Source organism: Stenotrophomonas sp. YJH_SMC_123, from assembly GCF_059368215.1.
The window spans coordinates 147,192-169,684 of the sequence record NZ_JCAFRM010000004.1; the positions used below are offsets into that span (position 1 = coordinate 147,192).

The 22,493-nt window shown below is 67.6% G+C and carries 27 protein-coding genes; 14 read left to right on the plus strand and 13 right to left on the minus strand.

Annotated elements, in window-relative coordinates; genetic code table 11:
• Positions 1–9 precede the first annotated feature (9 nt).
• The 3 genes from AC5P5W_RS11250 (at position 10) to AC5P5W_RS11260 (ending at position 3,007) form a co-directional block, all read left to right on the plus strand.
• Positions 10–420, plus strand: a complete 411-nt coding sequence (locus AC5P5W_RS11250; RefSeq protein ID WP_046428617.1) for a DoxX family protein — start codon at positions 10–12, stop codon at positions 418–420.
• Positions 421–451: 31 nt separating this feature from the next.
• Complete coding sequence (locus tag AC5P5W_RS11255) at positions 452–1,240, plus strand: dioxygenase family protein (protein ID WP_197575062.1); 789 nt, start codon at positions 452–454, stop codon at positions 1,238–1,240.
• Positions 1,241–1,357: 117 nt separating this feature from the next.
• A complete protein-coding gene (locus AC5P5W_RS11260) occupies positions 1,358–3,007 on the plus strand; it encodes a Na+/H+ antiporter (protein ID WP_046428622.1) in 1,650 nt (549 codons plus the stop codon).
• Between the two features lie 148 nt (positions 3,008–3,155).
• Here the strand turns inward: AC5P5W_RS11260 and AC5P5W_RS11265 are convergent, their stop codons facing one another.
• Positions 3,156–3,404, minus strand: a complete 249-nt coding sequence (locus AC5P5W_RS11265; protein WP_005415112.1) for a DUF3297 family protein — start codon at positions 3,402–3,404, stop codon at positions 3,156–3,158.
• A 90-nt stretch (positions 3,405–3,494) separates the two neighbouring features.
• Here AC5P5W_RS11265 and AC5P5W_RS11270 point away from each other — a divergent pair, with 90 nt between their 5' ends.
• The gene (locus AC5P5W_RS11270; protein ID WP_014645796.1) at positions 3,495–4,037 is read left to right on the plus strand and encodes a DUF6630 family protein; all 543 of its coding nucleotides are present in this window, start codon (positions 3,495–3,497) and stop codon (positions 4,035–4,037) included.
• Between the two features lie 55 nt (positions 4,038–4,092).
• On the opposite strand, the gene AC5P5W_RS11275 is transcribed toward AC5P5W_RS11270, so the two are convergent.
• The 5 genes from AC5P5W_RS11275 to msrB form a co-directional block, all read right to left on the minus strand.
• Entirely contained in the window at positions 4,093–4,368 is a 276-nt protein-coding gene (locus AC5P5W_RS11275) for a DUF4031 domain-containing protein (RefSeq protein WP_046428626.1), read from the minus strand.
• A gap of 14 nt (positions 4,369–4,382) precedes the next feature.
• Entirely contained in the window at positions 4,383–4,871 is a 489-nt protein-coding gene (locus AC5P5W_RS11280) for a hypothetical protein (protein WP_046428629.1), read from the minus strand.
• 97 nt (positions 4,872–4,968) lie between these two features.
• The gene (gene motB / locus AC5P5W_RS11285; protein ID WP_053495233.1) at positions 4,969–5,919 is read right to left on the minus strand and encodes a flagellar motor protein MotB; all 951 of its coding nucleotides are present in this window, start codon (positions 5,917–5,919) and stop codon (positions 4,969–4,971) included.
• 3 nt (positions 5,920–5,922) lie between these two features.
• Positions 5,923–6,777 carry a flagellar motor stator protein MotA gene (gene motA / locus AC5P5W_RS11290; RefSeq protein ID WP_014645799.1) on the minus strand — a complete coding sequence of 285 codons (855 nt, stop codon included), beginning with the start codon at positions 6,775–6,777 and terminating at the stop codon, positions 5,923–5,925.
• A 91-nt stretch (positions 6,778–6,868) separates the two neighbouring features.
• The gene (gene msrB, locus AC5P5W_RS11295) at positions 6,869–7,336 is read right to left on the minus strand and encodes a peptide-methionine (R)-S-oxide reductase MsrB (RefSeq protein ID WP_005415117.1); all 468 of its coding nucleotides are present in this window, start codon (positions 7,334–7,336) and stop codon (positions 6,869–6,871) included.
• Positions 7,337–7,476: 140 nt separating this feature from the next.
• Here msrB and AC5P5W_RS11300 point away from each other — a divergent pair, with 140 nt between their 5' ends.
• Positions 7,477–7,851, plus strand: a complete 375-nt coding sequence (locus tag AC5P5W_RS11300) for a hypothetical protein (RefSeq protein ID WP_014645801.1) — start codon at positions 7,477–7,479, stop codon at positions 7,849–7,851.
• A 144-nt stretch (positions 7,852–7,995) separates the two neighbouring features.
• Positions 7,996–8,181: a lana protein gene (locus AC5P5W_RS11305; protein ID WP_100439760.1), complete on the plus strand. Its 186-nt coding sequence runs from the start codon at positions 7,996–7,998 to the stop codon at positions 8,179–8,181.
• 110 nt (positions 8,182–8,291) lie between these two features.
• Here AC5P5W_RS11305 and AC5P5W_RS11310 read toward each other — a convergent pair whose 3' ends face one another.
• Positions 8,292–8,771: an Lrp/AsnC ligand binding domain-containing protein gene (locus tag AC5P5W_RS11310; protein ID WP_004140558.1), complete on the minus strand. Its 480-nt coding sequence runs from the start codon at positions 8,769–8,771 to the stop codon at positions 8,292–8,294.
• A 149-nt stretch (positions 8,772–8,920) separates the two neighbouring features.
• Here AC5P5W_RS11310 and AC5P5W_RS11315 point away from each other — a divergent pair, with 149 nt between their 5' ends.
• Complete coding sequence (locus tag AC5P5W_RS11315) at positions 8,921–10,225, plus strand: D-amino acid dehydrogenase (RefSeq protein WP_014035841.1); 1,305 nt, start codon at positions 8,921–8,923, stop codon at positions 10,223–10,225.
• Positions 10,204–11,271, plus strand: a complete 1,068-nt coding sequence (gene alr / locus AC5P5W_RS11320) for an alanine racemase (protein WP_197575061.1) — start codon at positions 10,204–10,206, stop codon at positions 11,269–11,271. The genes AC5P5W_RS11315 and alr overlap by 22 nt, the downstream gene beginning before the upstream one ends.
• Before the next feature lie 103 nt (positions 11,272–11,374).
• On the opposite strand, the gene AC5P5W_RS11325 is transcribed toward alr, so the two are convergent.
• Positions 11,375–11,941, minus strand: coding sequence for a DUF3016 domain-containing protein (locus AC5P5W_RS11325; RefSeq protein ID WP_197575060.1), 567 nt, complete (start codon positions 11,939–11,941; stop codon positions 11,375–11,377).
• 244 nt (positions 11,942–12,185) lie between these two features.
• On the opposite strand from AC5P5W_RS11325, the gene AC5P5W_RS11330 reads away from it, so the two are divergent.
• Together AC5P5W_RS11330 and AC5P5W_RS11335 are read left to right on the plus strand one after the other, a co-directional pair.
• Positions 12,186–14,174: an ATP-binding protein gene (locus AC5P5W_RS11330; protein WP_197575059.1), complete on the plus strand. Its 1,989-nt coding sequence runs from the start codon at positions 12,186–12,188 to the stop codon at positions 14,172–14,174.
• Positions 14,175–14,217: 43 nt separating this feature from the next.
• A complete protein-coding gene (locus AC5P5W_RS11335) occupies positions 14,218–14,511 on the plus strand; it encodes a DUF3247 family protein (RefSeq protein WP_032959238.1) in 294 nt (97 codons plus the stop codon).
• Positions 14,512–14,581: 70 nt separating this feature from the next.
• Here AC5P5W_RS11335 and AC5P5W_RS11340 read toward each other — a convergent pair whose 3' ends face one another.
• Positions 14,582–14,845, minus strand: a complete 264-nt coding sequence (locus tag AC5P5W_RS11340; protein ID WP_005407925.1) for a hypothetical protein — start codon at positions 14,843–14,845, stop codon at positions 14,582–14,584.
• Between the two features lie 157 nt (positions 14,846–15,002).
• On the opposite strand from AC5P5W_RS11340, the gene AC5P5W_RS11345 reads away from it, so the two are divergent.
• From AC5P5W_RS11345 to AC5P5W_RS11355, 3 genes are read left to right on the plus strand one after another with little or no spacing between them, the layout of a single operon-like run.
• Positions 15,003–16,067: a class I SAM-dependent methyltransferase gene (locus AC5P5W_RS11345; protein WP_049441343.1), complete on the plus strand. Its 1,065-nt coding sequence runs from the start codon at positions 15,003–15,005 to the stop codon at positions 16,065–16,067.
• Complete coding sequence (locus AC5P5W_RS11350; RefSeq protein WP_032959233.1) at positions 16,064–16,765, plus strand: pseudouridine synthase; 702 nt, start codon at positions 16,064–16,066, stop codon at positions 16,763–16,765. Before AC5P5W_RS11345 ends, AC5P5W_RS11350 begins: the two co-directional genes overlap by 4 nt.
• Entirely contained in the window at positions 16,762–17,445 is a 684-nt protein-coding gene (locus AC5P5W_RS11355; RefSeq protein WP_014645810.1) for an HAD family hydrolase, read from the plus strand. The genes AC5P5W_RS11350 and AC5P5W_RS11355 overlap by 4 nt, the downstream gene beginning before the upstream one ends.
• Before the next feature lie 94 nt (positions 17,446–17,539).
• Here AC5P5W_RS11355 and fabB read toward each other — a convergent pair whose 3' ends face one another.
• Both fabB and fabA read right to left on the minus strand, forming a co-directional pair.
• Entirely contained in the window at positions 17,540–18,748 is a 1,209-nt protein-coding gene (fabB, locus tag AC5P5W_RS11360; RefSeq protein WP_049408278.1) for a beta-ketoacyl-ACP synthase I, read from the minus strand.
• On the minus strand, positions 18,748–19,263 hold the full coding sequence (gene fabA / locus AC5P5W_RS11365) for a 3-hydroxyacyl-[acyl-carrier-protein] dehydratase FabA (protein WP_197575058.1): 516 nt from the start codon (positions 19,261–19,263) through the stop codon (positions 18,748–18,750). Before fabA ends, fabB begins: the two co-directional genes overlap by 1 nt.
• Before the next feature lie 191 nt (positions 19,264–19,454).
• Between fabA and dinB the strand changes: the two genes are divergently transcribed.
• A complete protein-coding gene (dinB, locus tag AC5P5W_RS11370; RefSeq protein WP_197575056.1) occupies positions 19,455–20,549 on the plus strand; it encodes a DNA polymerase IV in 1,095 nt (364 codons plus the stop codon).
• Positions 20,550–20,806: 257 nt separating this feature from the next.
• On the opposite strand, the gene AC5P5W_RS11375 is transcribed toward dinB, so the two are convergent.
• Positions 20,807–21,718: an MBL fold metallo-hydrolase gene (locus AC5P5W_RS11375; RefSeq protein WP_197575470.1), complete on the minus strand. Its 912-nt coding sequence runs from the start codon at positions 21,716–21,718 to the stop codon at positions 20,807–20,809.
• A 91-nt stretch (positions 21,719–21,809) separates the two neighbouring features.
• Positions 21,810–22,448 (minus strand): NAD(P)-dependent oxidoreductase, encoded by a 639-nt coding sequence (locus AC5P5W_RS11380; RefSeq protein ID WP_032959230.1) that lies wholly within the window; start codon positions 22,446–22,448, stop codon positions 21,810–21,812.
• Positions 22,449–22,493: the final 45 nt, after the last annotated feature.

A 22,493-nucleotide genomic window follows, 5' to 3' on the forward strand; every position in this document is an offset into this window, starting at 1 on the left:
TGCTTTCCGATGCACGCCACGACCGCTCCTGTTTCGCCGCTGGCCCCGTATGGCGCCACCCTGCTGCGCCTGGCACTGGGCGTGCTGTTCCTGGTCCATGCGCTGACCAAGCTGCTGGTATTCACCCCGGCCGGCACGGCAGCGTTCTTCGAGTCGCTGGGCCTGCCCGGCGTGCTCGGCTACCTCACCCTCGGCGTCGAGCTGGTGATCACTGTCGCGCTCCTGCTGGGCATCTATGCGCGCTGGGTGGGCCTGGTCGGCGTGCCGCTGCTGCTGGGCACCATCGTCACCGTGCACGGCGCCAACGGCTTCGGTTTCGCCAATGCCGGCGGCGGCTGGGAATACCCGGCGTTCTGGGCGCTGGCGCTGGTGGTGCTGTTCCTGGTCGGCGATGGCAAGTGGACCCTGCGTTCGCGCTGATCGCCGCCTGATCCTGCAACTGGAGAATTCCATGTCCCGCCTGCCTTCGCTGTACATCTCCCATGGTTCGCCGATGACCGCCCTGCATCCGGGCCAGGTCGGTGTGCGCCTGGCCGAGCTGGCGCGCGACCTGCCGCCGCCGCGCGCCATCGTGACGGCCTCGGCGCACTGGCTGGGCCGGCAGCCGCTGGTCGGCGCACATCCGCAGCCGCCGACGATCCACGACTTTGGTGGCTTCCCGCGCGCGCTGTTCGAACTGCAATACCCGGCGCCGGGTGATCCGGCACTGGCCGAAGAAGTGGCCGGCCGCATCGCCGCCGCAGGCCTGACAGTGGCCATCGACCCGCAGCGTGGCCTCGACCACGGCGCGTGGGTACCGCTGCGGCTGTTGTTCCCGCAGGCCGACATCCCGGTGGTGCCGGTGTCGATCCAGCCGCTGCTCGGCCCCGAGCATCAGTTCGCGCTGGGCCGCGCGCTGGCACCACTGCGCGAACAAGGCGTGCTGCTGGTCGGCTCGGGCAGCATCACCCACAACCTGCACGACTGGGGCGACTACCAGGACGGCAAGGAAGCGCCATACGTGCGGCCCTTCATCGAGTGGGTGGAGCAGCGGCTGGCCGCTGATGACCGCCAGGCGCTGTTCGATTACCGCCGGCAGGCCCCGTTCGCCGAGCGTGCGCACCCGACCGACGAACACCTGCTGCCGCTGTTCTTCGCGATGGGAGCGGCCGGCGAAGGCGGTTTCGGCGCACGCCGCATCGACGCCGGCGTCGATGCCGGCTTCCTGGCCATGGATCTGTACCGGTTCGACGGGGCATGAGCCGGGGCTGACGCGCGGCGGCCCCGGCCGTCGCGGTCAGGGCCGCATGTGGTAGTTTTTTCCGGGTTTCCGGCGCTGGCCCTCGTGCCTCCCCACGCGCCGCTTCCTGGAAGAAGCATGCATACCATTGAAGTCGTCCTGGCGATGCTGGTGGCCGTTGTCGCCAGCGGCTACCTGGTTCGCGTCCTCCCGTTCTCGCTGCCGTTGCCGCTGGTGCAGATCGGCCTGGGCGCGGTGATCGCCGGCGTGTTCAACCGCGGCCATGCGCTGGAGCCGGAAGTGTTCTTCCTGCTGTTCCTGCCGCCGCTGCTGTTCCTGGATGGCTGGCGCATTCCCAAGCAGGGCCTGTTCCGCGACAAGGGCGCGATCCTCGAACTGGCGTTCGGCCTGGTGGTGTTCACCGTGATCGGCGCCGGCCTGCTGATCCACTGGATGATTCCGGTGATGCCGCTGGCAGTGTGCTTCGCGCTGGCGGCCATCGTCTCGCCGACCGACCCGGTGGCGGTCGGGGCGATCGCCTCCAAGGCACCGATCCCGAAGCGCCTGATGCACATCCTGGAAGGCGAGTCGCTGCTCAACGATGCGTCCGGCCTGGTCTGCTTCCGTTTCGCGGTGGCCGCGGTGATGACCGGCTCCTTCTCGCTGGCCACGGCCTCGCTGACCTTCCTGTGGGTGGCGGTGGCCGGCCTTGCCGTGGGCGTGGCGGTCACCCTCGGCGTGTCCACCTTCCAGCGCTGGTTGTGGCGCCGCTTCGGCGAAGAGCCGGGTGCGGCGATGCTGGTCAACCTGCTGATTCCGTTCGCGGCCTACCTGCTCGCCGAAGAAATCCATGCCTCGGGCATCCTCGCTGCGGTCGCCGCCGGTATCGCGATGAGCTACGTCGAGCTGACCGGCCGTGTCTCCGGCAGCATGCGCGTGCAGCGCGCGGGCGTCTGGAACATGCTGCAGTTCAGCTTCAACGGCATCATGTTCGTGTTGCTGGGCGAGCAGCTGCCGGGCATCGTCGAGCGCGCCACCACCACCATGAACGAGTCCGGCCACCAGAGTGCATGGTGGCTGCTGGTATACGTGGTGGTGATCAACCTGGCGCTGATCCTGCTGCGCCTGCTGTGGGTATGGCTGTCGCTGCGCTGGAACCTGCTGCGCGCGCGCCGCCGTGGCCTGGAGCGGGGCGAGGCGCCGAACTGGCGCATCGTGGTGGCGACCTCGGTGGCTGGAGTGCGCGGCGCGATCACCCTGGCCGGTGTGTTGACCCTGCCGCTGTTCCTGCCCGATGGCAGTGCGTTCCCGGCGCGCGATCTGGTGATCTTTCTGGCCGCGGCGGTGATCCTGTTCTCGCTGGTCGGCGCCAGCGTGGCGCTGCCGCAGCTGCTGAAGGGCCTGCAGCTGCCAGCCGATTCGGGCGAGCGCAAGGAAGAGGACCTGGCACGCAAGCTGTCCTCCAAGGCCGCGCTGGCCGGGGTCGAACGCATGCGCCAGCAGCTGGTGATGAACCAGAACACCGAGAACGTGCAGCTGTACAACGATGCTGCCTCGCGGGTGAGCCTGCTGTACCAGCGGCACCTGGAGAAAGACAACGACGGCCCCGACGTGGACCCGGAGAAGGTGCGGCGCATGGAGCTGGGCTACCGCCAGCTGCGCAGCGCGGGCCTCAATGCCGAGCGCGAGGAACTGTTCCGGTTGACCCGGCGCGGGGTGATCTCCGATGAGATCTCGCGGCGCCTGATCCGCAACCTGGACCTGCTGGAATCGCGCAAGCGCGAATGACGCCTGGGACCGGGCGTTGCTGACGCTGACGCCTATTCCGCCCTGCCATGTAGAGCCGAGCCCGTGCTCGGCTGCGCTTGCTTCAGGCGTCATGAACCCGGAACGAAAAGCAGCCGAGCACGGGCTCGGCTCTACATGCCGGTGCCGGTTATTCCGGCTTCTGGTCCAGGAAATACACCTCGACCTTGCCCTTGACCTTGATGGTCATCGGATTGCCGCGGCGGTCGCGGGCCTTGCCGGCCTGCACGCGGATCCAGCCTTCGCTGACCGAGTATTCCTCGACGTTGTCGCGCTCGACGTCGTTGAAACGCACGCCAACGCCGCGCTCCAGCGCCTGCGCATCATGGAAGGGGCTGGCCGGGTTGATCGCCAGGTGGTCGGGAGGGGTATCGCTCATCGCTTCATTCACAGTGACGGCCACCAAGGCCGGCTTCAGCGGCACAGGATAAACCGTAGAATGCGGGCCTGCCCCAGAGGACGTTCCGCCATGCCCGACAACAGCGACTATTTCGACTTCGAGGAAGACATCCACGACTTCGACGAAGATGGCTTCGAGGCACGGGTCTGGAACCTGCTGGTGCTGATCAACCCGGGCGACGAGGAACTGGCCCTGCAGCAGTTCAACCGCTGGCGCGAACACCTGGCCGAGGACGGGCAGCCGCTGGAGGCGGACAGCGACTGGCTGCCGGCGCTGTTCACCGCCATCGCCTGGCAGTCCGGTTTCGATGTGGAGCGCGATGACCTGGAATCGCTGCAGTCGGCGGTGAACGAGCTGTCGGCGCGCTTCAACCTGCAACTGGACTGGGGCGGCGACCTGGACGACGAGGACTTCGCCGAGGGCCTGGACGGCGTGCAGCTGATGTCCACCGCCTTCGACCGCCTGCGCGAGCACAACTACACGCTGTGGAGCGTGGATGCCGGCAGCGACGGCTTCACCGGCGTGATGGCGCTGACCCGCGACGACGACGCGATGCTGGCGCTGTGCTCGCTGCTGAACGTGGAAATCCGGCTGGGCAGCGACCCGTTCTGAGCGATGGGCCGATCCGCCGGGCACGACCCGGCGGGGACGATCTGCTGGGCGCGGCCTACGGCCGGTACTGCGCCCTGGCGTTGGCAATCACCGCTTTGACCAGCTCGCGGTCGGTGTGCCGGGAAATCGCCCGCGCACCGAGCGCTATTGCCTGTGCGCGCAGCTCGGCAGTGACGTCGTAGTGAGCACCGCTGGCCTTGTTCTGGAAGGCCCGCGGGGGAATGCCGAGCTGCGCCGCCATCGCGTGCAGCTCGGCCAGGGTGTCGGCCATCAGGTGCGCCCAGCGCTGTCCGCGCCAGGGATGCACCGCGTCATCGACGTAGACCGTCACCCGCCGCGGCCGGTTCAGGCCTGCGGCTTGCTGTCGCTGTCAGCGGCCGGGGCGGCCTCGGCAGCGGCTTCTTCGGCCGCGTCGCCTTCGACGGCTTCGCCTTCTTCGCCCTCAGCGGCGTCGACGCCTTCGAATTCGGCAACCAGCTTGTCCAGGTATTCGTCAGCGGTCTGCTCGGATTCGGCAGCCAGGGTGTCCAGCAGCTTCTGCAGCAGTTCCGAGTACTCCAGGTTGACCTTGCGGCCTTCCTTCTCCTGCACGTTGGACAGGTGCTTGAGCATGGCCAGCATCGGCACCGGGTTTTCGGCGTTGCCCATGGTCTGGCCGCCGATGGCCAGCAGCCACTCACGGCCCTGCAGGCCGATGGCCGCTACCACCTGGCCGTCTTCGTTGGTCAGCACGGCATGGTTCTGCACCTGCTGCTGGGCATTCAGGCGGAGGAACGGGCGCTTGGCCTGCTGCTTCTTGCGCTTGTCGCGCTTGGCCTTGGAGTTCTGGGACATGGGGTGGGGTCACCTGGAAACGGAAAGACCGCCATTGTACCGGCCGCACGCAGGCGGGGTCAGATCCCTTTCCATGGAAAAGGGATCTGACCCCGGTTCAACGTGCCACGGGCGCGGCCTCACCTTGCGCGGCCTGCACGTCCGGGTCGGCGGTCGGCGCCGACAGTCCCACCTGCGGGCCGGCACCGGCCAGGGCGGCCGCTTCGGCGGCCTGGGTCATCACCACGATGCTGATGCGGCGGTTGATCGGGTTCTGCGGGTCGGCCTTGTCGAACAGCACCGACGAAGACAGGCCGACCACGCGGGTGATCTTGCTGTCCTCCAGGCCACCGTCCACCAGCGCACGCCGTGCGGCGTTGGCACGATCGGCGCTCAGCTCCCAGTTGCCGTAGCCGCGCGCGGCCGAATAGGCGGTGATGTCGGTGTGGCCGGTCAGGCTGATCCGGTTCGGCACGTGGTTCAGGTAGTTGGCCAGCTCGTGCAGGATCTGCTGCGTATACGGCTTCAGCGTAGCGCTGCCGAGGTCGAACATCGGCCGGTTCTGCTTGTCCACGATCTGGATGCGCAGGCCTTCCGGGGTCAGGTCCAGCAGCAGCTGGTCCTTGAACGGCTCCAGTGCCTGGCTCCTGCTGATCGCTTCCTGCAGTTCCTTCATCAACGCTTCCAGCTGCTGCTTGTCGCGCTGCTGCTGGTCCACCGGCTGCGGCACCGCTTCCTTCTGGTTCTGGAAGGGATCGTTGCTGCTGCCGCGCGAGATGTCGGTGGCACCACCCAGCTTGATCATCGAGGTGCTGGCGCCGCCCGGGCCGGCCATGCCGGGCGCCGGCGTGGCGTTCTGCCCGCTCAGCGGGCTGGGGTTGCGGAAGTACTCGGAAATGGCCGCACGGTCGTTCTTGTTGGTGGTGGCCATCAGCCACAGCACCAGGAAGAACGCCATCATCGCGGTCACGAAGTCAGCATAGGCCACCTTCCACGAACCGCCATGATGGGCGGCGTGGCCGGCCTTCTTGACCCGGCGGACGATGACAGTGGGCTTGGTCTCGGCCATGGTTTACTTGACCGTCTTCAGGTGCTGCTCGAAATCGGAGAAGGCCGGGCGCACGTTCGACGGCAGCGTCTTGCGGGCGAATTCCAGCGCGATCTTCGGGTTGTAGCCGCGCAGGCAGGCCAGCAGGGCGGTCTTGACCGATTCATAGATGCGGCTGTCCTGCTCGGCGCGTGCCTCCATTGCTGCCGCCATCGGGCCGACGAAGCCGTAGCCCAGCAGGATGCCGAGGAAGGTACCGACCAGCGCGCCGGCCACGTGGCCACCGACCTCGACGATGTCACCGCCGATCGAGCCCATGGTGATGACGATGCCGAGCACCGCCGCGACGATGCCGAAACCGGGCAGTCCGTCGGCGACCTTGGTCAGCACCTGCGACGGCGCCATGGCCTCGGCGTGGTGCTTCTCCAGTTCCAGCTCCAGCAGCGGCTCCAGCTCATGCGGCTCGATGTTGCTGCCGATCATCAGGCGCAGGCAGTCGGTGATGAAGTCGATCAGGTGGTGGTCGGCCTGCACCTTGGGGTAGTTGGCGAACAGGGCGCTCTCGGCCGGCCGCTCGACATGGTCTTCCAGGGCCATGAAGCCTTCGCGGCGGGCCTTGTTGAGCAGTTCATAGAGCAGGCTGAGGACATCGATGTAGTCCTGCTGCTTGTAGCGCGGGCCCTTGAACACGCCGACCATGGCCTGCAGGGTCTGCTTGACCGTCTTGGCCGGGGTGCCGACCAGGAACGCACCCAGTGCGGCACCGCCGATGATGACCAGCTCGTAGGGCTGCCAGAGGGCACCCAGGCGGCCGTGGGCACCGAGGTAGCCCCCGATCACGCTGATGATGACGACCAGGAATCCAACGATGATGAGCATGGGGCGACGCAAGGAGAGGGGATATCTCCTTGTCGGCCCGTCACCCGGTTTTCTGAAGAGGGAATTCTGTGAAATCGGTCAGCGGGGTGTTTCAGCCCGCCACACCGCTTTCCGCGCCGCCACGCTGCAACGGGTCGGGCCAGGGCTCGCCATTGCCGGTGAACGAAAGTGAGACGGAGTTCAGGCAGTGGCGCTCGTAGGTGGGCGGCGGACCATCCGGGAACACGTGGCCGAGGTGGCTGCCGCAGCGCGCGCAGGTGATCTCGGTGCGCACCATGCCATGGCTGGTATCGCGGATCTCGCGCACGTGCGCCGGGTCGAACGGGGCGAAGAAGCTGGGCCAGCCGGTGCCGGAATCGAACTTGGTGCTGGAGCGGAACAGCGGCAGCGCGCACAGCCGGCAGCAGTAGACGCCCTCGCGCTTGTTGTCCAGGAACACGCCGCAGAACGGCGCTTCGGTACCGTGCTGCAGCAGCACGCGGCGCTCTTCGCTGCTGAGGCCGGCGATCAGCGCCTCGGTCTGGGTGGCAGTGGGGGGCGTCAGGTCAAAGGCAGTCATGCCGGCTCTCCGTGGGGTCGATGGCCTGGGGATGCCGGAAAACGTGGGGGTGCCGGCGCGCGCTTGCAAGTGTGACGGCCGTTCATGGGCGGCACACAGGCGCAGGCGCAAGGTAAATGCGATCCACGCCGGAGCGTGCCATGAAACCGACCCTTCCCCTGCTGCTGATGGCCCTGTTGCCCACGTTGGCGCTGGCCCAGGTGCCTGCTGCCGACCCGACGGTCACCCGCAGCGCGACCACCGTGGCTCCGGCGCCGGTGGTACCGCCGCCGCAGGCCGCACGCCCGCAGCCGCAGGTGCTGCCGTCGCCGCAGCCGGCGCAGCCGATCAGGTCCACGGGTCCTGCCCGGATTGCGCCCACCCCGGCGCCGAGGCCGGCCGACAAGGTCTATGACCGCAATGGCCGCATCGTGCCTGGCGTGCGCCCGGCTGGCCCGAACCGGGTGTTCGATTCGCGTACCGGCCGCTATTACGACAGCGTGCCGGCCGGCGATGGGCAGCAGATCAAGCGCTGACCTCGGATGCCAGGCAAGGGTGGCAGCTTCCACACACTGCACGGCCTGAACGCACGAAAACAACATCCTGCCGATCACTGCTTTTTCGCCTGCGATTAACCGTGCCGGGACCACCGTGGCCCTGCGCCGGCATTCCGCCGCCGCATGTCCTTTGTCCACTGGATCGCGATCATGAAAAACCAGCAGAACCGTCATCCCGGCAAGGAACCGCAGGGCCGCAACCCGCAGCATCAGCAGCAACAGCAACAGCAACAGATGGAACCGCAGCAGCCGCACAAGGGTGGCAAGCAGCAGGAACAGCGCTCGCAGAAGCATCCGCAGCAGCGCTGACTGTCGACATGACCGGGGTCAGAGCCCGCTGCGCGGGATCTGACCCCTTGCCTGACCCCGACCGGGGCCGGATCCCGCAACGCGGGCTCTGACCCCAACCTGCGACCGCCTCAATCCGGAATCGGCAGGCTCAGCGTTTCCTTCACTTCTTCCATCACGATGTAGCTTTTGGATTCACGCACATGCGGCAGTGTCAGCAAGGTGCTGCCGAGCAGCTTGCGGTAGGAGGCCATCTCACTGATCCGCGCCTTCAGCAGGTAATCGAAGTCGCCCGAGACCAGATGGCACTCGAGCACATTGGGCAGCTTCAGGGCGGCGCGCCGGAACTCTTCGAAGATGTCACCGGACTTGTAGGCCAGGCTGATCTCCACGAACACCAGCAGGCTGGCCTTCACCGCCGCCGGGTCCAGGTGGGCGTGGTAGCCGGTGATCACCGCTTCGCGCTCGAGCCGGCGCACGCGCTCGGTGCACGGGGTGGTCGACAGGCCGACCCGCTCACCCAGTTCGGTGAAGGAAATACGGCCCTCCGCCTGCAGGATGCGCAGGATCTTGCGGTCGATCTTGTCCAGTTCGCGGGTACGGGTGGCCATGGCCGTCAACCTTGGGGAATGAATTGCAGGAGAACATCCTGCCGGTTGATTTCAAATCAGGCAAATCAACTGGGATTGGCTGTCTATACTTCCCCAATTATGGTCCCGGCACGCTCCAGTGCAGGGAATGATCGGGTTGGAGAAGTCCCATGCGAGTCCTAGTTCTCGGCAGCGGCGTGATCGGCACCACCAGTGCCTGGTACCTGCGACAGGCCGGGTTTGAAGTCACGGTCATCGACCGCCAACCCGGCCCGGCGCTGGAAACCAGCTTCGCCAATGCCGGCCAGCTGTCGTTCGGCTACACCTCGCCGTGGGCCGCCCCGGGCGTGCCGAAGAAGGCCATCGGCTGGCTGTTCGAGAAGCATGCGCCGCTGGCGATCAAGCCGGGCATGGACCTGGCCCAGTACCGCTGGCTGTGGCAGATGCTGCGCAACTGCACCCACGAGCGCTACGCGATCAACAAGGCGCGCATGGTGCGCATGTCCGAGTACAGCCGCGACTGCCTGAACGAGCTGCGCGCGCAGATCGGCATCGAGTTCGAAGGCCGCGACCTGGGCACCACGCAGCTGTTCCGCACCCAGCAGCAGCTGGATGCCTCTGCGCAGGACATCGAGATCCTGGCCCAGTACGGCGTGCCGTACGAGGTGCTGGACCGCGCCGGCATCATCCAGGCCGAACCGGCCCTGGCCCATGTCGACGGCCTGGTCGGCGCGCTGCGCCTGCCGCGTGACCAGACCGGCGACTGCCAGCTGTTCACCCGGCGCCTGGCGCAGATGTGCGTGGATGCCGGTGTCGAGTTCCGCTTCGACCAGGACATCACCGGCCTCGAGTTCGATGGCGACCGCATCACCGGCGTGCGCATCGACGGCAAGCTGGAAACCGCCGACCGCTTCGTGGTCGCGCTCGGCAGCTATTCGCCGGCGCTGGTCGCACCGCTGGGCATGCGCCTGCCGGTGTACCCGCTGAAGGGCTATTCGTTGACCCTGCCGATCACCGACCCGGCGATGGCGCCGACCTCGACCATCCTCGACGAGAGCTACAAGGTGGCGGTCACCCGCTTCGACGACCGCATCCGCGTCGGTGGCATGGCCGAAGTGGCCGGTTTCGACCTGTCGCTGTCGCAGCGTCGTCGCGAGACCCTGGAGCTGGTGGTCAGCGACCTCTACCCGAAGGGCGGCGACCTGTCGCGCGCACAGTTCTGGACAGGCCTGCGCCCGGCCACGCCGGACGGCACGCCGGTGATCGGCGCCACGCCGTTCCGCAACCTGTACCTCAACACCGGCCACGGCACCCTGGGCTGGACCATGGCCTGCGGCTCGGGCCGCTACCTGGCCGACCTGATGAGCGCGCGCCAGCCGCAGATCAGCACCGAAGGCCTGGATATTTTCCGCTACGGCCAGTACGGTCACGCCCCGCAACATGAGAACCGCACATGCGTCCTGCCCGCGCGCTGATCGATCTGGGCGCCCTGCGCAGCAATTACCGGCTTGCCCGTGAACTGGGCGGTGGCAAGGCCCTGGCGATCATCAAGGCCGATGCCTATGGCCATGGCGCGGTGCGCTGTGCACAGGCGCTGGAAGGCGAGGCTGATGGTTTCGGCGTGGCCACCATCGAAGAGGCGCTGGAACTGCGCCAGGCCGGGATCCGTGCGCCGATCCTGCTGCTGGAAGGCATCTTCGAACCCAGTGACATGGCGCTGGTGGCCGAGCACGATTTCTGGTTCGCGGTGGGCTCGCCGTGGCAGCTGGAAGCGCTGGTCGCATTCGACAGCCCGCGCCCGCTGACCGTGTGGCTGAAGCTGGACAGCGGCATGCATCGCCTCGGCCTGGACGTGGACAGCTTCCGCGCCGCGCATGCACGCCTGTCGGCGCTGCCGCAGGTCGAGCGCATCGTGCTGATGACCCACCTGGCGCGTGCCGACGAGCTGGACAGCGAACGCACCCATGAACAGGCGGCGACCTTCGCGCGCGCCATCGACGGCCTGGACGGCGAGACCAGCGTGTGCAATTCGCCGGCACTGCTGGGCTGGCCGGATGTACGCAGCGACTGGGTGCGCCCGGGCCTGATGCTGTACGGCGCCAATCCGCTGCCGGACAACACCGCGCTGACCCAGCGCCTGCGCCCGGTGATGACGATGCAGTCGAAGGTGATTGCCGAGCGCTGGATCGAGGTCGGTGAGCCGGTGGGCTATGGCGCACGCTTCGTGGCCAAGGCACGCACCCGCGTGGGCGTGGTCGCGCTTGGCTATGCCGACGGTTATCCGCAGTTCGCCCCCAACGGCACGCCGGTACTGATCGATGGCCAGCCCGGCGTACTGATCGGGCGCGTGTCGATGGACATGCTGACGGTGGACCTGACCGCGCATGCGCAGGCCGGCATCGGCAGTGTGGTGGAACTGTGGGGTTCTGCGCCGACGCTGTCGGAACTGGCGCCGCGCTGCGGCGTGAGTGCCTACCAGCTGCCGTGCGCGGTCAAGCGCGTGGCGAAAGTCTACGTGTAGAGCCGAGCCCGCGCTCGGCTCTGGTAGCAGCCGACCTTGGTCGGCACCGTGCAATGCGTGTCGACCAAGGTCGACACCTGCCGGCAGGTAGAGCTGCCCGGAATCATCGTGCAGCAGTAGCCCGCGTGCTCAGCTCGCGCTTCACCCAGTCGTCGATCAGGCGCTTCTCGTAGCGCAGCGGATCGCTGTCGCTCTTCAGCCCCAAGTTGTGCAGGTAGCCGGTGTCGCTGAGCTTGGCTTCTCCCTCATCGACGATGCGACCACTGGCGTCCTTCAGCGTGTACTGCAGGGTGATCCGCGGCGGATAGATGTCGCGCATGATCCGGATGTCGCTGCCGCGCGGGCCGTGCCAGGGCTCGTAGTCGCCGGCGCGCTTGATGTCGATCAGAGTCACGTCCAGGGTCTGCCCGGGCTGCAGCGGCTTGGCCGCCGTGGTCTGCACGTAGCTGGCCAGCTGCTGCACCCAGTTGCCGCGTTCGGCCTCGAAGCGGTTGGTGCTCTGGCGGATTTCGGTGAATCCGGCTGGATCGTCCCACTTCACGCTGACCGGGCCATTGGCCTGCAGCGCGCGGGGCGCATCCGGATCGGTGACGGCGCGCGGCGCGGCGTTCGCGCTGCCCGCCATGAGGGCGCCTGCCAGCAGCAGGGCAGTGGCCAACGAGCGGTTCATGACGGTCTCCTGCGCCCCATCGACGGGGACGATGCGATTTATAGATCGAGTGTGATCCCGCTTTCCAGCCACCGCAACGGCCGATTGCGACACCGACAAGAGCGGTTGCCGCCAATTCATCGTCGTCAACCATGACTGACGGCGCTTGACGCTGTGAATACGCGCTTTGGAAGATGCTGTGCTTCCAATCCGGCCCGTCCAGACGCCCTTGTCCACACTGCCGCCCCTCGTGGAGCGCCCACCGATGATGGTGCAGGCGCCCGAACCCGACCTGCATCATGGCGTGCTTGAGCGCATCAACGCTGGTTTCTGCGTGATCCAGGTGCTGTTCGAGGGCGATCGTGCGGTCGACTATCGTTTCCTCGAGGTCAACGATGCCTTCGAGCGCCACACCGGGCTGAAGGATGCGCGTGGACAGCGCATGACCGAGCTGGAACCCAACCATGAGCAGGACTGGTTCCGTATCTACGGCGAGGTCGCACGCAGCGGCCGTCCCGCCCAGTTCGAGATGGAAGCGCGTGCGCTGGGTCGTTCGTTCGCGGTCGACGCGGTGCGCGTGGGCCGGCCAGGCGAGGACAAGGTCGGCATCCTGTTCTTCGACATCACCGCACGCAAGCAGATGGAAGTGGAGCTGGGCGAGAGCGAAGCGCGCTTCAGCGCACTGGCCGATGGCCTGCCGATGCCGGTGTGGGTGCTCGACGAGCGCGGCCATGCCCGTTTCGTCAACAGCGCCTTCAGCGAGTTCTTCGGTGGCGACGAGACGCGTGTGCCGGAAGATGTCTGGCGCGGCCTGGTGCATCCGGACGATGCGTCGGTATTCGAATACGAACTGCAGGAAGCGCTGAAGGCGCAGCGTTCGATGCACGCGCTGGTGCGTGCGCGGCGCGCCGATGGCCAGTGGCGTTGGCTGGAGATGAACGCACGCCCGCGTTTCTCGCGGATGGGCCGCTTCATCGGCCTGGCCGGCAGCAGCCCGGACGTGACCGAACGCCGCGAGATCGAACTGGCCCGCGAGGAACTGCTGCAGTCCGAGCGCGCCGCGCGCAGCGCTGCGGAGAACATGGCGCGGCTGAAGGACGAGTTCCTGGCCACGCTGTCGCATGAACTGCGTACGCCGCTGACCACCATCCTCGGCTGGAGTGAGCTGCTGCTGCAGCGCGTGGACAACACCAGCCCTCTGTACAAGGGCCTGAACGTGATCGCCAACAGCGCCGGCGCGCAGAAGCGGCTGATCTCGGACATGCTGGACCTCAGCAGCATGCTGCTGGGCAAAGTGCAGCTGGAGGTGGAAGTGCTGGACCTGCGCACGGTGCTGGGCGAGGCCATCGGCGCGCAGGAACTGGTGGCCGAAGGCAAGGCACTGGACGTGCACCTGCAGCTGCCCGAACAGCCGAGCCTGGTGCTGGGCGATGCCACGCGCCTGCAGCAGGTGTTCTGGAACCTGCTCTCGAACGCGATCAAGTTCACCCCGGCTGAAGGCCGCATCGACCTGCAGCTGCGGGCCGACGGCAACCACTGGGAGATCACCGTGCGCGACACCGGTGATGGCATCGCACCCGAATTCCTCAATCACCTGTTCAGCCGATTCCGCCAGGCCGATGGCACCACCACCCGGCGCCATGGTGGACTGGGACTGGGCCTGGCGATCGTGCAGCAGCTGGTCGAACTGCATGGCGGCACGGTCGCCGCGGCCAGCGAGGGGCACGGCCATGGCGCTACGTTCACCGTGCGCCTGCCGCAGCACCTTCCCGATGCCGAGCGGCGCCCGCTGCGCGAAGTGATCAGCGGGCCGATCCTGGAACCGGTGATCGTCGAGCCGTATCCGCTGCGCGGCATGCACGTGCTGGCGGTGGAAGACCAGCCGGAAGTGCTGGAGTACCTGCGGCGCATGCTGGAAGAGCAGGGCGCCAGCGTGTCGGCGGCCAGTTCGGCCGGTGAGGCGCTGGCGTTGCTGGCCGACACCGGCCATCTGCAGTACCACGTGATGCTGACCGACATCGGCATGCCGGGCATGGATGGTTATGGCCTGGTACGCACGCTGCGCGAGGACATGGGCGTGGATGCCATGACCCTGCCCGCGGTCGCCGTCACCGCGCTGGCGCGTGCCGATGACCGCCGCCGTGCGCTGGCGTCGGGTTTCCAGGAACACGTGGCCAAGCCGTACTCGGTGGCGCAGCTGGTGGCTGCGGTACGCAAGGTGCAGGTACCCCGCGCCGACAGCGCGCTGCACTGAGCATTCACGGCCGATCGGCGACCCTGCATGCAGGAGGTCGCCGATGTCCCGCATAGCTCCCCGTATCCATACCGATCCGGCGCAGATCGCGCGCCTGGAAGCCCTGCTGCCGCAGCTGGAAGGTGAAACGCAGGTGGAACTGATTCTGCACGATGGCCGTCGCCTGCTCGGCACGGTGGCCGTGAGGCCAACCGTGCAGCAGTACCGCAACGTCGCTGGTGATGAAGGCAGCAACGGCCAGCTGCGCCTGGATGACTACGACACGCCGGTGCAGCAGCACCATGTGTGGCTGGACGAGATCGCCAGCATCAACCGCCTGCCACCCAAGGCGCCTTGATCGGATGTAGAGCCGAGCCCACGCTCGGCTGCGCCGTCGCCCGAGCGTGGGCTCGGGCGCTACCGGTGTGTCAATGCTCGAACAAGGTCGGCGTCGCTTCGAACCGGCGCGCGTAGGCGCGTTCTTCCGCCACCCGGGCCACCTCGTCATCGGCCAGGTCCGGTGCGCCATATACCGCATAGGCCACGCTGCCATCGGCGCCATGGCCGACCTGGTGCAGCCGGTAGCGCGAGTGCCCGCCGCCGGTGTCCTCGGGGTAGTGCACGGGCGGATGGCTGCCTTCCAGGTCCATTTCACTGTTGTCGACGACGCCACCGACGAACAAGGCTCGCATGCAGGTTCTCCTGGGTTTCCGGGGGAGCCTCTACCCTGAACGTTTCAATGTTTCTGGCAGATCAAGGCCCCGTTCGGGTTTCGCAAAGCGGCCTGCCGGGGCCGGCCCGGCCAAGCCGGTACAATGGACGGCCCTCACGCTTGAAGTACCCGCGCCGATGGCCTCCAGCGACGACGCCCCCCTGCAGACCCTGCTCCTGCCGTTCTCCCAAGGCGCCCTGCGCTGGCCGGAGGGCCCGGTGGCTTTCCTGCGTGCCCGCGATGGCTGGCCGCTGCGCGAAGCGGCCGGCAACCGCGAGCTGCACTGCGAACAGAGCTTTGCCCCGTTCGCGCAGCCGCTGCAGCAGGCCGCCGGCTGGACCGTCAGCGGCCAGCTGGACGATGTGGCCGGCAAGGGCCGTTACCCGCTGGTGCTGGTGCTGCCACCGCGCCAGCGTGAAGAAGCCCGTGCGCTGTTCGCCCGCGCGTTGGCGCTGGTCGCCGAGGGCGGCCGCATCGTTGCCTGCCAGGCCAACAACGAAGGCGCGCGCTCCGGTGAAGGCGACCTCAAGCAGCTGGCCGGTCTCGGCGGCTGCCTGACCAAGAACCACTGCCGCGTGTACTGGACCGCCCCGCTGCAGGGCCAGCACGACGCCGACCTGGCCAAGCGCTGGTCGGCGCTGGATGCGGTGCGCCCGATCATGGGCGGACGCTTCCTCAGCCGCCCGGGCGTGTTCGCCTGGGACCGCATCGATCCGGCATCGGCGCTGCTGGCCGAGCACCTGCCGGCCGACCTGGCCGGCCGCGCCGCCGACCTTGGCGCAGGCTACGGCTATCTCTCGCGCGAGCTGCTGGAACGCTGCCCGAAGATCACCGCGCTGGACCTGTACGAGGCCGAGCAGCGTGCGCTGGCCCTGGCCGAACTGAACCTGGCGCCGCCGCCGCGCGCGCTGCCGCTGCGCTTCCTGTGGCGCGACGTCACCGCCGGCATCGAGCCGGGCTACGACGTCATCATCAGCAACCCGCCGTTCCACACGCCGTCGCGTGCCGACCGCCCGGACATCGGCCAGCGCTTCATCGCCGTGGCCGCGCAGGCGCTGCGCCCGGGCGGGCGCCTGTACGTGGTGGCCAACCGCCATCTGCCGTACGAGCACACCCTCAACGACAGCTTCGGTGCGGTGCGCGTGGTCGCCGAGCGCGACGGTTTCAAGCTGGTTGAAGCAGTGAAGGGGAAGGGCAAGTGAAGCTGGTCAAGCTCATCGCCAACCTGGGCTATGGCAGCCGCAAGCAGGTGCAGTGGATGTTCCGCGAAGGCCGCGTCACCGACGCCGACGGTGAGGTGCTGTACGCCGATGACCAGGTGCCGCACGAGGCGATCCGCGTCGATGGCGAGCCGCTGGACCCGCCGGTGGGGCTGTCGATCGCGCTGCACAAGCCCGCCGGCTACACCTGTTCGACCAAGGACACCGGCCGCCTGATCTACGACCTGCTGCCGCCGCGCTTCCGCGACCGTGATCCGGTGCTGTCCACGGTGGGCCGCCTCGACCGCGAGACCAGTGGCCTGCTGCTGCTGACCGACGATGGCGGCCTGCTGCACCGGATCATCTCGCCGAAGTCGAAGCTGCCGAAGGTCTACGAAGTCGAGTTGAGCGAGGACCTGCGCGGCGACGAAATGGCGTTGTTCGCCAGCGGCACGCTGATGCTGGAGTCCGAGAAGACGCCCCTGCTGCCGGCTGAACTCGAAGTGCTGGAGGCGCGTCGCGCACGCCTGGTGCTGCATGAAGGCCGCTACCATCAGGTACGCCGCATGTTCGCCGCCACCGGCAACCACGTGCAGGCCCTGCACCGCAGCCGCGTCGGCGGGCTGGACCTGCAGGGGCTGGACGAAGGGCAATGGCGGCAGCTCACTTCCACCGACCTGGATACGTTGTTCGCTCCATGACCCCCTTCGCTGCGCTGCCGTTCCTGCCCGACGCCGTCATCTTCGACATGGACGGCCTGATGATCGACAGCGAGCGGGTCTCGCTGGCCTGCTGGAGCGAGGCCGCCGACGAATTCGGGCTGGGCCTGGAGGAAGCGGTGTTCCTGCGCATGGTCGGCCTCGGCGACCACGATACGCATGCGCTGCTGCGCGCGCAGGGCATCGAGGACAGCGTGATCGACGCGGTGGCGGCACGTTGCCATGAGCTGTACGAAGCACGCACGCAGACCGGGCTGCCGCTGCGGCCGGGCATCCTGGAGCTGCTGGAGCTGCTGAAGGCGCACGCGGTACCGCGTGCGGTGGCGACCACCACGCGGCAGCCGCGCGCCAACCGCAAGTTGGCGGCCGCAGGCCTGCTGCCGTACTTCGATGCCGTGATCACCAGTGGTGATGTGGCGCGGCCGAAGCCGGCGCCGGATATCTACCTGCTGGCCGCGCAGCGGCTGGGCCAGGCGCCCGAACGTTGCCTGGCGCTGGAAGATTCACCGGCCGGCACGCGGGCCGCACTGGCCGCCGGCATGACCGTGATCCAGGTGCCGGACCTGGTGCATCCGGATGAAGAGCTGCGCGCACTGGGCCACCGCATCGTCGGCTCGCTGGTGGACGCGCACGCCCTGCTGCTGCCGCTGCTGCCGAAGTAGCGGTGGGTGCCGACCTTGGTTGGCACTGAGCCGGGCATGGGCTCGCTCCACATCTTCTGGTGGGTGCCGACCGTTGGTCGGCACACCTGTTCAATCACACCCGCCCGAACACCAGCGCAGCGTTGGTGCCACCGAAGCCGAAGCTGTTGGACATCACCGTGTCCAGCTTCTGCTCGCGGCTCTCGCGCAGGATCGGGAAGCTCTCCACCTTCGGGTCCAGCTCGCCGATGTTGGCCGAACCGGCGACGAAGCCATCGCGCATCATCAGCAGGCAGTAGATCGCCTCGTGCACGCTGGCCGCGCCCAGCGAATGGCCGGACAGCGCCTTGGTCGAGGACAGCGGTGGTACCGCATCGCCGAACACTTCACGGATCGCGTTGAGCTCGGTGACATCGCCCAGCGGGGTCGAGGTGCCGTGGGTGTTGAGGTAGTCCAGCGGGCGATCGACGCCCTGCAGTGCCATCTTCATGCAGCGCACCGCGCCCTCGCCGGACGGCGCGACCATGTCGGCGCCATCGGAGGTCACGCCGTAGCCGATCAGCTCGGCATGGATGCGCGCGCCACGCGCAACGGCGTGGTCGTAGTCCTCCAGCACCAGCATGCCGCCGCCACCGGCGATGACGAAGCCGTCGCGGTCCTTGTCGTACGGACGCGAGGCGCTGGCCGGGGTCTCGTTGAAGCTGGTCGACAGCGCGCCCATCGCATCGAACATCACGCTCATCGACCAGTGCAGGTCTTCACCGCCACCGGCGAACATGATGTCCTGCGCACCGTGGCGGATCATGTCCGCGGCAGCCCCGATGCAGTGCGCCGAGGTCGCGCAGGCGGCCGACAGCGAGTAGCTGACGCCCTTGATCTGGTAGGCCGTGGCCAGGCAGGCCGAGACCGTCGAGCACATCGTGCGCGGCACCATGTACGGGCCGACCTTGCGCACGCCACGTTCGCGCAGCAGGTCGACCGCGCCGATCTGCCATTCGCTGGAGCCGCCGCCGGAACCGGCGATCAGGCCGGTGCGCAGGTTGCTGACCTGCTCGGGGCTGAGCCCGGCATCGGCGATGGCATCGCGCATGGACAGGTAAGCGAAGGCCGCCGCATCGCTCATGAAGCGCTTCTGCTTGCGGTCGATCAGCGCCTCCAGATCGAGGTCGACGCGACCGCCGACCTGGCTGCGCAGGCCCGCTTCGGCATGGTCGGCCAAGGCGGTGATGCCCGAGCGCCCTTCGCGCAGCGCGGCCGAAACGGTATCCAGATCATTGCCGAGGCAGGACGTGATGCCCATGCCGGTGATGACGACGCGACGCATCAGAAGCTCCCGGTTTCAGTGAACAGGCCGACGCGCAGGTCGCGCGCGCTGTAGATTTCGCGGTCATCCACGTACATGCGGGCGTTCGACTGGGCCATCACCAGCTTGCGGTTGATGACACGGCTGATGTCGATCTCGTAGCGCACGAGCTTGGCGTCCGGCAGTACCTGGCCGGTGAACTTCACCTCGCCGCAGCCGAGTGCGCGGCCCTTGCCGGGGGCACCCAGCCATGTCAGGAAGAAGCCGGTCAGCTGCCACATGGCGTCCAGGCCCAGGCAGCCGGGCATCACCGGGTCGCCGATGAAGTGGCAGCCGAAGAACCACAGGTCCGGGCGGATATCCAGCTCGGCGCGTACCATGCCCTTGCCGTGCGGTCCGCCGTCCTCGTGGATGTCGGTGATGCGGTCGAACATCAGCATCGGATCGTTGGGCAAACGGCCGGCGGCGGTGCCGAACAGTTCACCGCGTGCGCTGGCCAGCAGCTGTTCGCGGTTGAACGCGTGGAGACGGGTCATGAAGCACAATCCTGGAAGCGGGGAAACAGGGAAACAAGCGTTCGAGGATGCCCGTGGAAACTGCGCCGATCAAACATTTCAACCGTACGCAACCGTAGTGTTTTCAATGGAATACGCGCATCCTGTTGATGTGCAACGACCATACTTCGGCGTGTGGCCCGTTCGGCACGCCCCCGCCCTTTCCGCCTGACATGACCCGACTGCGCAAGATCATCCACGTCGACATGGACGCGTTCTACGCGTCGGTGGAGCAGCGCGACGATCCGTCACTGCGCGGCAAGCCGGTGGTTGTGGCATGGCGCGGCGCGCGCTCGGTGGTGTGTGCGGCGTCCTACGAGGCACGCGTGTTCGGCGTGCGTTCGGCGATGCCGGCGCTGCGCGCCGAACGCCTGTGTCCGGACGCGATCTTCGTGCCGCCGGACTTTGCACGTTACAAGGCGGTGTCACGCCAGGTACGCGAGATATTCCTGCGCCACACCGACCTGGTCGAGCCGTTGTCGCTGGACGAGGCCTACCTGGACGTGACCGAGCCGAAGAGCGGCATCGAACTGGCCACCGACATCGCCCGCACCATCCGTGCGCAGATCCGCGAGGAGACGAACCTGACCGCTTCAGCCGGGATCGCGCCGAACAAGTTCCTGGCCAAGATCGCTTCGGACTGGCGCAAGCCCGATGGCCAGTTCGTGATTCCACCGCAGCGGGTGGACGCGTTCCTGCTGCCGCTGCCGGTGAACCGGGTGCCAGGCGTCGGCAAGGTGATGGAAGGCAAACTTGCCGCGCGTGGCATCGTCACCTGCGGCGACCTGCGGCGGTGGTCCTTGGTCGACCTGGAAGAGGCGTTCGGCAGTTTCGGCCGCAGCCTGTACAACCGTGCACGCGGCATCGACGAGCGGCCGGTGGAACCGGACCAGCAGGTGCAGTCGATCTCCTCGGAGGACACCTTTGCCGAGGACCTGTTGCTGGAAGACCTGGGCGAGGCGATCGTGCAGCTGGCGGAGAAGACCTGGAATGCCACGCGCAAGACCGAACGCGTCGGCCACACCGTGGTGCTGAAGCTGAAGACCGCGCAGTTCCGCATCCTCACCCGCAGTTTCACCCCGGAGCGCCCGCCGGAATCGATGGAAGAACTGCGCGACATCGCACTGGCCCTGCGCGCCCGCGTCGACCTGCCGGCGGAGACGCGTTACCGCCTGGTCGGCGTCGGGCTGGGTGGGTTCCGCGAAAAGGAGGCCGTGGTGCAGGGGGAATTGTTCGAGCACGGACCGAACGATTCCACATCCCTCTGATCGGCAAAGGCGGGGTCAGAGCCCGTTGCGCAGCAACGGGATCCGACCCCAGCAGATTGCCGAGATCTGTCGAAGGCGAGGTGGGTCCGGTTGCGGGGGCGTGAGCGCCATGGATGGCGCGACCGAGCCTCCATGGACGGATTCACGGCGTCCCCCGCAACCGGACCCACCTCGCCCTCCCACGGATAGCCAGCTGTTGCTTTTGCTGTTGCCTCTGCAGGTGCAGGGCGCAGCCCTGCAAAAGAAAGCGCCCTACCTCATGGCCACTGCATTTCGCCCTTGGCCACCTTCGCGCTCAGCTCCAGCGATGCGACGCCGTCCAGCTTCGGGTAGCGCGACTGCATTGCTTTCACCAGCGCCGCACTGTCCTTGGCCTTTGCCGTCTCGACATCGAACGCGCGGATGTAGTCCGCAGTGAAGCGCAGCGCACTGGCATCCAGTGCGGCACCCGGCGCGTAATGCCCCGGCACCACCACCTTCGGCTTCAGTGCCTGCAACCGCTGCAGGGTCTGCAGCCAGTCGGTGTGCGACTTAGGCGTCTGCGTGTCGGCCATCCACACGTGCTCGCCGGCGACCACCGGAATGCCACCGACGATCGCGCGCAGCGACGGCACCCACAGCACCGTGCGGTCCGGGGTCGGGCCATCCAGGCCGATCAGCGGCAGGCGCTGGCCCTCCAGCTCCAGGGCATCGCCATCCTGCACCTGCGGCAGCACGATGCGCGCGGGCATGTCGGCACCCATCTTCGGTCCCCAGTAGGCCAGCTTGCCGGCCTGGGTCTGCTGGATGTGGGCGACGGTCTGCGCGGTGGCGACGATGCGCGCCTGCGGGAACGCGTCCTGCAGGGTAGCCAGGCCGAAGTAGTAGTCCGGATCACCGTGGCTGATGTAGATCGTTGTCAGCTGCTTGCCGCTGGCGCGGATCAGCTCGACCAGCTTGCGCGCATCGCTGGCACCAAACTGCGCATTGACCAGGATCGCGTCGTGGCGGCCTTCGATCAGCACCGAGGACACCGAGAACATTGCCTGCGGGCCGGGATGGAAGGTCTGCAGGTGCAGCTGGGATTTCGTCGCCGCCGCCGGCGCCGTGGTGGCCGGTGCGGCCAGCAGCGGCGCACTGGTGAAGCTGGCGGCCAGGGCAAGGGGAAGCAGCAGGGCAGCGGTACGCATGGGAATTCCTTGTGTAGAGCCGGGCCAATGCCCGGCTGCATGTTCGCGTAGAGCCGAGCGCGGGCTTGGCTCTACATGGGACGTGCGTGGATCAATACGCTGCGGTGATGATCTGCTTCGGATACGCGTGCGCTTCCAGTTCGGCGACGAACGCCGCGCCATAGTCGGCGTAGCTGATGCGGCTGTGGCCGCTGGTATCGGCCAGGAACGCCTTGGGCTGCACGCGGTACTGGCCGCGCTCTTCACCCGGGCCGATTTCGGCGGCCGGCGAGAAGAAGGTCCAGTCCAGGTCGTCCACTGCCTGCAGGCGGTTGAACGCCTCGCGGTGGGCCAGCGCGTACGGCTTGTAGGCCTCCGGGAAGGTGGGGGTGTCGACCAGCTGCACGCCGGGTGCGACTTCCAGGCTGCCGGCACCGCCAACCACCACCAGGCGCGGCACGCCGGCCTTGCGCGCGGCAGCCGCCAGCTGCGCGGCGACCTCGCCGACGCGGCCGATGTCATCGCCCGGGCGCGGGCCGTAGGCACTGGCGAGCACGTCGTGGCCGGCGATGGCGGCAACCAGCGCGTCCTGGTCATCCAGCGAGGCGATCACCGGATGGGCACCGGCCAGCTCGGCCGGGAGGTCCTGCGCGCTGCGCACGATGACGGTGAGTTCGTGGCCGCGGGCCAGCGCGTGGCGGGCGATCTGGCGGCCGATGTTGCCGGTGGAACCAACGAGGGCGATCTTCATGGCAGGACTCCGTGGGGCGCTGTGGGGTGGGAATGGCGCCACTCT